The sequence below is a fragment of the Herminiimonas sp. CN genome, from assembly GCF_000622895.1.
GTDB lineage: Bacteria > Pseudomonadota > Gammaproteobacteria > Burkholderiales > Burkholderiaceae_D > AVCC01.
Genome location: NZ_AVCC01000020.1, coordinates 35,820 through 45,193, shown reverse-complemented (window position 1 = coordinate 45,193; position 9,374 = coordinate 35,820). Strand labels below are relative to the sequence as shown.

The window sequence follows — 9,374 nt, the reverse complement described above, 5'->3', positions numbered from 1 at the left end:
CTTNTTTTGTTGTGAAGCAGCGAAATTACTCCGCCACTTGGGTTTTTGAACCAACAGTGCCGAATTTCTGGCGGAATTTTTCCACCCGACCGGCGGTATCGACGATCTTGTGTTTGCCGGTGTAAAACGGATGCGATTCGGAAGATACCTCGATCTTCACGAGTGGATATTCCTTGCCTTCAAATTCCATCTTGTCGCGGGTCTGGATAGTTGAGCGAGTAACGAATTTGAAATCGCAGGACAAGTCGTGGAACAAAACTTCGCGATAATCTGGGTGAATGCCGTCTTTCATGTGTGCCTCTAGTAGTTTGGTAGCCAATCGTCACTTCGTCGGCCGTGCCGCCTCTTGGCCCGATTGTCGATCACTTGCCTGTGGTTGAATGCCGCTGCTTAAAATCGCAGCCGGAGATTATACAATGCAATCAGGCACTATGGCCAAATTGGAATAAAATGTCGAACCAGAACAGGAGCAAGAAACGTGGCAATCGGCATTAATTCAGGGATGAGTACGGCTTTGCGGGCCATTGAAGTATTTGGCATCATCGCCTTCGCCAGCTCGGGCTTCATCGAGGCGCGCCGCAAGAAAATGGATCTGATCGGCGTTTTCACCGTGGCTTTCATCACGGCTTTCGGCGGCGGCACCTTGCGCGACATCCTGCTGGACCGCCGTCCGCTGTTCTGGGTGCAGCATCAGGAATACACGCTGTTGATATTCGTGCTGGCCCTGGTTGTGCTGCCGCTCTCGCACTACCTTCAATCCTCAACTGCCGAACGCGCGATCATTTTTGCCGATGCACTGGGACTGGGTTTGTTCAGCGCCGTGGGCGCCTCGGTTGCGCAGGAAATGCAAATGCCGCTTTTCATCTGCGTGATGATGGGCGTCATCACCGCCATTTTTGGCGGCGTATTGCGCGATGTGATATGCAATGAGATACCGCTGGTATTTCGCCGCGGGCAACTCTACGCCACCTGCGCCTTCGTCGGCTGCTGGGTGTATCTGATCCTCAATCTGCTTGATGTTCACCAGACGCTTGCGCTTCTTTCCAGCATCCTGGTCACCTTCGTAATGCGCCTGCTGGCAGTGCGCTTCGATCTGAAACTGCCGGCCTGAATACAAGAAGGGCGCCTGCCGCAGCCTACGCCCTCCTTTGCCCGCCACCGAACCTGATCCGGCGATTTAAGCAGAATTAGCCGCCGCGCCGCATCATGTCGAAAAACTCGGCGTTGGTCTTGGTGGCCTTCATCTTGTCGAGAATGAATTCCATCGCTTCGATTTCGTCCATGCTGTAAAGCAACTTGCGCAGGATCCAGATTTTCTGCAACTGGTCCGGCTTGATCAGCAACTCTTCGCGGCGGGTGCCGGACTTGTTCAGGTTGATGGCCGGGTAGACGCGCTTTTCGGCCAGGCGGCGCTCCAGATGCACTTCCATGTTGCCGGTGCCCTTGAATTCCTCGAAGATCACGTCATCCATCCGGCTGCCGGTTTCGATCAGCGCGGTGGCGATGATGGTCAGCGAGCCGCCTTCCTCGATGTTGCGGGCGGCGCCGAAGAAGCGTTTCGGGCGCTGCAGCGCATTGGCATCGACACCGCCGGTCAGCACCTTGCCGGAGGCCGGGATCACGGTGTTGTAGGCGCGCGCCAGGCGGGTGATCGAATCCAGCAGGATCACCACGTCCTTCTTCATTTCGACTAAGCGCTTGGCTTTTTCCAGCACCATCTCGGCCACCTGCACGTGGCGCGTGGCCGGTTCGTCGAAGGTCGACGCCACCACTTCGCCGCGCACCGAGCGCTGCATCTCGGTCACTTCTTCCGGCCGCTCGTCGATCAGCAGCACGATCAGCGTCACATCCGGATGGTTGGCGGTAATCGCGTGCGCAATATGCTGCAGGATCACCGACTTGCCGGATTTGGGCGACGCCACCAGCAAGCCGCGCTGGCCCTTGCCGATCGGCGCGATCATGTCGATGATGCGGCCGGTGATGTTTTCCTGGCCGTTCATCTCGCGCTCGAGGTGCAACACCTTGTTCGGGTGCAGCGGCGTCAGGTTTTCAAACATGATGCGGTGCTTGGATGCCTCGGGGGCCTCGCCGTTGACCTTGTCCACCTTCACCAGTGCGAAATAGCGTTCGCCGTCTTTCGGGGTACGGACTTCGCCTTCGATCGAATCGCCGGTATGCAGGTTGAAGCGGCGGATTTGCGACGGCGAGATATAGATGTCGTCGGTCGACGCCATGTAGCTGGCATCCGGCGAGCGCAGGAAGCCGAAGCCGTCCGGCAGCACTTCAAGGGCGCCGTCGCCGAAAATTTGTTCGCCTTGCTTGGCGCGTTTTTTCAGGATGGCAAACATCAATTCCTGTTTGCGCAAGCGGGCGGCGTTATCGATGTCGAGTCCGATTGCCATTTCCAGCAGGGCCGAGACGTGTAACGCCTTTAATTCAGATAAATGCATGGTGAGAGTGTCCCGAGACGGGATGAATATAGGTGGGGGTGGGAACCGCGAGGTGTGCTTGTAATCGGGTATTGAGTATCAAGCGGGATAATCTGAAGAATATTTATATGAATCAGCGGCACTGCGAGCGCTGCGCCGCTGCTTGCATTAAATGTTGCTGTCCACAAACGAGGTCAGTTGGCCTTTTGCCATCGCGCCTACTTTTTGCGCCGCAGCGACACCGTTCTTGAACAGGATCAGGGTCGGAATGCCGCGAATGCCGAATTTTGCCGGTACCGCCTGATTGGCGTCGACGTCCATTTTGGCGATGGTGATCTTGCCGTCGTATTCCTTGGCGATTTCTTCCAGGATCGGCGCGATCATTTTGCAGGGGCCGCACCACTCCGCCCAGAAATCGACCAGCACGGGTTTGTCGGACTTCAGTACATCCGCTTCAAAGGATGCATCGGTAATATGTTTGATGTTTTCGCTCATGGATTCCTCGGAGTGAGGGGATAAAAGGGTAAATGGCGCTGCCTACGGAATTCGTTCAGACTTGCCTGCAATACTCGTTGCCTGCTTGACAGCGCCTCCATTGTGACCTCAATGAAGTTGAGGCGCTGTGCTTTAATTCAATGTTTTTGAAATGTGCGGCAAGAAACAATGCGGCGGGGATGCGGTAAATCATAACCTATTTTTGCGCGAAATGTTGTGCAGCGGCTTCGATTTTATCTGCAGGCGCCTGCGCCGCTCGCATAAAATGCATGATCGGCGTGGTTTTCACGCAAAGCCGACCCTTCTTCCCCGTCGCAATCAGCCCATACCAGATGCCGCTTTCGCCTATCCTGATTCCCCCTTCCGCCACTTTCTGGTGCGATGCGGCGCGCGCGCTGCTGCGCCGGCTGCAAGAAGACGCGCTGCTGCCGCAGCGGACGCCATCGCAAGCACCCGATTTTTCGGCGCTGTGCGTGATGGTGCCGACCTACGGCCATGCGCTCCAGCTCAAGGCTGCGCTGGCAGAAGCGCTGCAATGCGCATTCATTCCGCCGCGCATCACCACGCCAGCCACCTGGCTCGAATTGTTGCCGCCGGAGAGCGGCGGCAGCGCGATTGCGCACGACAGCGAACGGCTGATGGCGCTGTACGCGGGGCTGCGCCAGCATGCGTGGCTGAAAAAACTGTTCACCGCCAAGCGCAATACCGATCTGCTGCCCTTGGCGCAAACCCTGCTGTCGCTGTCGGATGAACTGACGCAGGCGCTGCTGCCGGCGCTCCAGCTGGCACCGGAGGCGCTGGAGCAAAGCTGGCAGGCCGCACTGGCAGAACTGTCGCCGCCGGCACGCCAGCTGTTGTCGGACGAAACCCAGCTGGTGTGGACGATCTGGCAGAGCCAGCTCGAGCAGAACGATGCCAGCGCCGCCCGCATGCTGCAGCTGCAGCGTTTTGCGGAGCAGGCACGCGGGCCTTTGGTCTGGATCAGCCCGGTTGCGCCCGATCCGCAGCAAGCGGCATTCCTGAGCGCTTACGCCGCACGCCAGCCGGTCTTGCCGCTCCTGCTCGACTGGCGCACCTCGGCAATAAGCAAGGAGTATGCAGTCGCATGGCACGAAATACATGCGGAAAACGATGCCAGTCAATCCAGTATATTTTCCGGGCGACAACCCGTGGCGCTCTACGGCGCCAGCGGACTGGAAGACGAAGCGCTGCACGCGGCCCAGACCATCGTCGACTGGCTGCAGCAAGGCAAATCCCGCCTGGCCATCGTCGCGCAGGACCGGGTCGTGGCGCGGCGCATCCGGGCGCTGCTGGAGCGCGCCCAAGTCTTCGTCAGCGACGAAACCGGCTGGAAGCTCTCCACCACCCGCGCTGCAGCGGCGCTGGCGGCGTGGTTCGAAGTGGTGTCGTCGCGGGCCGAGACCGCCGCCCTGCTGGACTTCCTGAAGTCGCCCTACGTGTTCGCGCCGCTGGCGGACAAGCCGGCGCAACTGATGACGATCGAGCGCACGCTGCGGCGCGCCAATGTGCTGGCCGGCTGGGACGCGGCCGGCGCGGCGCTGGCCGGAAGTCCGACTGAGCAGGCCAGCGTGCGCCGCATCGCGCAGCAGGCCGCGGCATTTGGCGGGCGCAAGACGCTGGCCGCTTGGCTGGCCGCCACCGGCGGCATGCTGGCTGCGCTCGACATGCAGGCCGCGCTGGCGGCCGACGCTGCCGGGCAACAGGTGCTGGCGGTGCTGGAAGCGCTGCAGGCGGAATGCGCGGCGCTGACCGAAACCTTTGCATTTGCCGAATGGCGCGCCTTCCTCGACATGCAGCTGGAAGCGGCGCCGTTCGTGGCCGCCAATCTTGATGCCCGGGTCGTGATGCTGCCGCTCAACGGCACGCGCCTGCGCAGCTTCGATGCGGTGCTGCTGGTCGGTGCCGACGCCAAGCACCTGCCCTCGCAGCCGCAGGAAACCCTGTTCTTCGCCAATGCGGTGCGGCGCGAACTCGGGCTGGAAACCCGCGAAAGCCGCCAGCGCCAGCAATTGCGCGACTTTGCCGAGCTGCTGAGCGCCAATCCGGAGGTGGTGCTGTCGTGGCAGGCGCATACGGACGGCGAACCGAATCCGCTCAGCCCCTGGATCGAACGGCTGCAGCTGACGCTGGCGCGGCACGGTCTGCCGCCGTTGCCGGCGCACCACAGCGCGCTGGCGACCCGGCAATTGCAGCCTGCGCTGCCGCGCATGCCGGCGCCATCAGCGCCGCAACTGGCGCCGCAAAAACTCTCGGCCAGCGGCTACAACAGCCTGCTGGCCTGCCCGTACCAGTTCTTCGCCGCCCGCATGCTGCGCCTTTCCGCACTGGATGAACTGTCCGACATGCCGGAAAAGCGCGATTACGGCGGCTGGCTGCATGCGATCCTGAAAACCTATCACGACACGCTGCGCGACCAGCCTTGCCCGCTGCCCGGGCGCGAAAACTTGTTGCGCAGCATTTCCGCGCAAGCGTTCGATGCCATTCTCGGCAAGAACGCCGCCGCGCTCGGCTATTACACGCGCTGGCAAAAGGTGATTCCCGCGTATCTGGAATGGGCCAATGCGCACGAGGCCGAAGGCTGGCAGTTCGTGGTCGGCGAACAATGGTTCGAGAAAACCCTGCGCTGGCAGCAGGGTGAAATTCAAGGAGAAGTATTGCTGCAGGGCCGCATCGACCGCATCGATGAAGCCGCAGACGGCGCGCGGGCGATACTCGACTACAAGACCAGCGACGCCGCCAGCCTGAAGGCCAGGCTGAAAGGCGGCGAAGACCTGCAATTGCCGTTCTACGGCATGTTGTCGGACGCGCCGGTGGCCAGCGCGCAGTATGTCGCGCTGGAAGCAGACAAAGGGAAAGGCGGCAAAACTGGCGCCGCTGCCGCACCCGACTACGCCAACTGGAAAACCGCACTGGAAACACACATCGTCATGAATATGCAAGCGATAGCCGGCGGCACGCCGCTGCCGGCCAACGGCGTCGAATCGGTTTGCCAGTACTGCGATGTGCGCGGTCTGTGCCGCAAGGGAGCCTGGTAATGGAACGCATGAATCCCGAACCAGCCCCGCACGCCTACGAAATCAACCGGCAGCCGGTCGGCGCGCAAGCCTTCATCGCCAGCGCCTGCGACCCAAGACTATCGGTGGTGGTGGAAGCCTGCGCCGGCAGCGGCAAGACCTGGCTGCTGGTAGCGCGCATGCTGCGCCTGCTGCTGGCCGGCACCGAACCGGCCGAATTGCTGGCCATTACCTTCACCCGCAAGGCCGCGCAGGAAATGCGCGAGCGCCTGCTGCTGCTGCTGCGCGACCTGGCCTTGCTGCCGGAAGCGCAAATCCGCACGCTGCTGGAAGAGCGCGGCGTGCCGCCGCAGGACATGGCGCACGCGCTGCCGACCGCGCGCGGCCTGTATGAACGGGTCCTGTCCAGCCCGCAAGCGCTGTCGATCGACACCTTCCACAGCTGGTTTGCCAAGCTGATCCGGATTGCGCCGCTGGCCTCCGGCGTGCCGCACGGCTACACGCTGACCGAAGCCACCGGCGAACTGCTGTCCGAGGCTTACAGCACCTTCATGCAATCGATCAACGATGACGGCAATGCCGAACTGAAGGCTGCGCTGCTGGTTTTGTACGACAGCATCGGCGACTTCAACACCAGGAAACTGCTGGACGCCTTCATCGGCAAGCGCGCCGAATGGTGGGCCAGCACCCAGCGTGAAGATTCATCGCAAGAGCCACTGCCGCTGGCATGGCTGCGAGAACTGTGCGGCGACGATGCCGAAAATGACGCGCGGCTGGCGCTGTGGAATGACGCAGCTCTGCAAAAACGCCTGCTGAACATCGCATGGCTGCTGGGGCAAGGCGCAAAACGCAATCAGGAACGCGCCACCAGCATCGAGAGCGCGCTGACTGCCGGCGCCGGCCTGGAAAATTTTGCCCAACTGCTGGGCCAGTTCTGCGACGACAAGGGCGCGCCACGCGGCAACGACCACCGACGCGGGCAATTGTTCAAGGCGATCGAAGCCAATCTGGGAGAAGACGGCGGCGACGCCTTCGAGCGCGAATTCACCACCCTGGGCGAAACATTGCTGCAACTGCAGCGCCGCAGTTGCGAGCCGCAGGTGCTGGCAGTGAACGCCGCGCTGTTTACCGTCGGCGCCGCCTACCTGGAGCGCTATCAGGCGATCAAGGCCGAACGGCGCGTGTTCGATTTCGCCGATCTGGAATGGCAGGCGTACCGGCTGCTGTCCAACGAAGAACACGCGGCGTACCTGCAAAGCCGGCTCGATGCGCGCTACAAGCAGATCCTGCTGGACGAATTCCAGGACACCAATCCGCTGCAATGGCACATCGTGCAAGGCTGGCTGAACGCCTACGGCGACGACGCCGGCAAGCCCGGCATCTTCATCGTCGGCGACCCCAAGCAATCGATTTACCGTTTCCGCCGCGCCGAGCCGCGCGTGTTCCAGGCCGCCAGCGCCCATCTGGCCGCGCAAGGCGCGGCGCTGCTGCGCACCAACCAGACCCGGCGCAATGCGGCAGCCATCGTCGAGGCGCTCAATGCCAGCTTCGCGCCGAACCCGATCTTCCAGCCGCAAACCACGCTGGCCGCGCAAGCCGGCACGGTCTGGCGCCTGCCGCTGATCCGGTCAGCAGCCGACGACAAGCCCGCCGCAGGTGCGGCAGATGTGGCAGCGGCATCGATGATCCGCAACCCGCTCGCCACCGCGCGCGACGAACAGGAAGATGCGCGCCGGCGCGACGAGGGGCATGCAGTGGCGCAGGCAATCCTGCACGCCCGGCACGCGCTGAGCACGCAGACCAATGCGCCGGTGCGCTGGTCGGACGTGATGCTGCTGGTCAAGAAGCGCACCCATCTGGGCGCCTACGAGGGCGCGTTGCGTGCGGCCGGAATTCCGTTCGCGTCCGACCGCCGCGGCGGCCTGCTCAGCGCACTGGAAATCCTCGATCTGATTGCGCTGCTGAATTTCCTGATCACGCCCGGCGACGATCTGGCGCTGGCGCAGGTGTTGAAGTCGCCCTTGTTCGATGCCGGCGACGCCGACCTGATTGCGCTTGCGCAGCGCACCGAACACGGCTGGTGGGCCCGCCTGCAGGCTGCCGCAGACGCTGGCGCATCACAGCCGCTGGCGCGCGCCGAACGTCTGCTGGCGCACTGGCTGCTGGCCGCGCCGCAATTGCCGGTGCACGACCTGCTCGACCTGATCCTGCATCAGGGCGATCTGATCGCACGCACCGCGCAAGCCGCGCAGCCGCTGGTGCGCAGCCAGGTGATCGGCAATATCGAAGCGTTCGTCGAGCTGGCGCTGAACCTCGATGCCGGTCGCTATCCGAGCCTGCCGAAATTCATCGATGCGCTGCGCACCTTGCAAAACCAGGCGGGCAACGATGCGCCCGACGAAGCCGGGATCGATGCCGGGCTGGACGCGGTGCGCATCATGACCATCCACAGCGCCAAGGGGCTGGAAGCGCAGATCGTGGTCTTGCTCGATGCCAACCACAGCGAACCGGCCCGCGACGATAGCGGCGTGCTGTGCGACTGGCCGCAGGAATCTCGGGCCCCGACCCACTTCTCGGTGTTCGGCCGCCAAGGCGAGCGCGGCGCGGCGCGCGACCATCTGTTCGCCGCAGAGGAAAGCTTCAAGCAGCAGGAAGACTGGAATCTGCTGTATGTCGCCGCCACCCGCGCCAAGCAGATCCTGATCGTCAGCGGCGTGGCAGCTGCCAAAAGCGCGCAAGCCGACGGCAGCGCGCCCGGCAGCTGGTACGACCGGCTGCGCCACGCGCCGGAAATCCCGGACTATGCGTTTTCTGCACTCGCAGCCGCGCCGGATCAAATGACCGCCGACAGCTTCACGCTGCCGCTGTACGATCCGCCGCTGCTGGCCGCCCCCGGCAGCGCACCAACGGCCAGCACCGCAGGCGATGCGATTGCGGAAGGCATCGCGCTGCACGCGCTGCTGGAACGCCTGACCCACGCTAGCGCGTGGCCGGTCGAAATCCCCGCGGCGGACGCCATCGCCGGCTGGCTGCGCTGCCCCGCCGCGCTGGCGGCGACCATCCGCACTCAGGCCGAAACCATCCTGGCGCAGCCGCATCTGGCGCGCTTTTTCGACCCAGGCCAGCATCACAGCGCCCGCAACGAAATGGAAATCCTGCACCGCGCAAGCGTGCTCAGGCTGGACCGGGTGGTCATCTTCGAGGAGGAAATCTGGATTCTCGACTACAAGCGCAACTACCTCGACGTTGAGCGCGCCGCCTATCGGGCGCAGCTGGCCGGCTACCGCGCTGCGGGCGCAATGGTGTTCGGCGACAAGCCCCTGAAATCGGCGTTGATCACCGTCGACGGGCGCCTGATCGATCTGGATTAAAAAAATGGCAGGGTATCGTTATAAACCCTGCCATTCCCGCATAT

General features: G+C 62.7%; 6 protein-coding genes. 3 read left to right on the top strand and 3 right to left on the bottom strand.

The window, feature by feature from the left end:
• Positions 1 to 25: 25 nt before the first annotated feature.
• Entirely contained in the window at positions 26 to 292 is a 267-nt protein-coding gene (locus HMCN_RS0106650) for a type B 50S ribosomal protein L31 (RefSeq protein ID WP_025916647.1), read from the bottom strand.
• Between the two features lie 210 nt (positions 293 to 502).
• Between HMCN_RS0106650 and HMCN_RS0106645 the strand changes: the two genes are divergently transcribed.
• Positions 503 to 1,111 (top strand): trimeric intracellular cation channel family protein, encoded by a 609-nt coding sequence (locus tag HMCN_RS0106645; protein ID WP_035626121.1) that lies wholly within the window; start codon positions 503 to 505, stop codon positions 1,109 to 1,111.
• 76 nt (positions 1,112 to 1,187) lie between these two features.
• On the opposite strand, the gene rho is transcribed toward HMCN_RS0106645, so the two are convergent.
• Together rho and trxA are read right to left on the bottom strand one after the other, a co-directional pair.
• Positions 1,188 to 2,450: a transcription termination factor Rho gene (gene rho, locus HMCN_RS0106640; RefSeq protein WP_025916645.1), complete on the bottom strand. Its 1,263-nt coding sequence runs from the start codon at positions 2,448 to 2,450 to the stop codon at positions 1,188 to 1,190.
• A gap of 147 nt (positions 2,451 to 2,597) precedes the next feature.
• Positions 2,598 to 2,924 (bottom strand): thioredoxin TrxA, encoded by a 327-nt coding sequence (trxA, locus tag HMCN_RS0106635; RefSeq protein WP_025916644.1) that lies wholly within the window; start codon positions 2,922 to 2,924, stop codon positions 2,598 to 2,600.
• Positions 2,925 to 3,256: 332 nt separating this feature from the next.
• On the opposite strand from trxA, the gene HMCN_RS0106625 reads away from it, so the two are divergent.
• Both HMCN_RS0106625 and HMCN_RS0106620 read left to right on the top strand, forming a co-directional pair.
• Complete coding sequence (locus HMCN_RS0106625; protein WP_025916643.1) at positions 3,257 to 5,980, top strand: PD-(D/E)XK nuclease family protein; 2,724 nt, start codon at positions 3,257 to 3,259, stop codon at positions 5,978 to 5,980.
• Positions 5,980 to 9,330, top strand: coding sequence for a UvrD-helicase domain-containing protein (locus tag HMCN_RS0106620; RefSeq protein WP_025916642.1), 3,351 nt, complete (start codon positions 5,980 to 5,982; stop codon positions 9,328 to 9,330). The genes HMCN_RS0106625 and HMCN_RS0106620 overlap by 1 nt, the downstream gene beginning before the upstream one ends.
• The last annotated feature ends 44 nt before the right edge of the window (positions 9,331 to 9,374 follow it).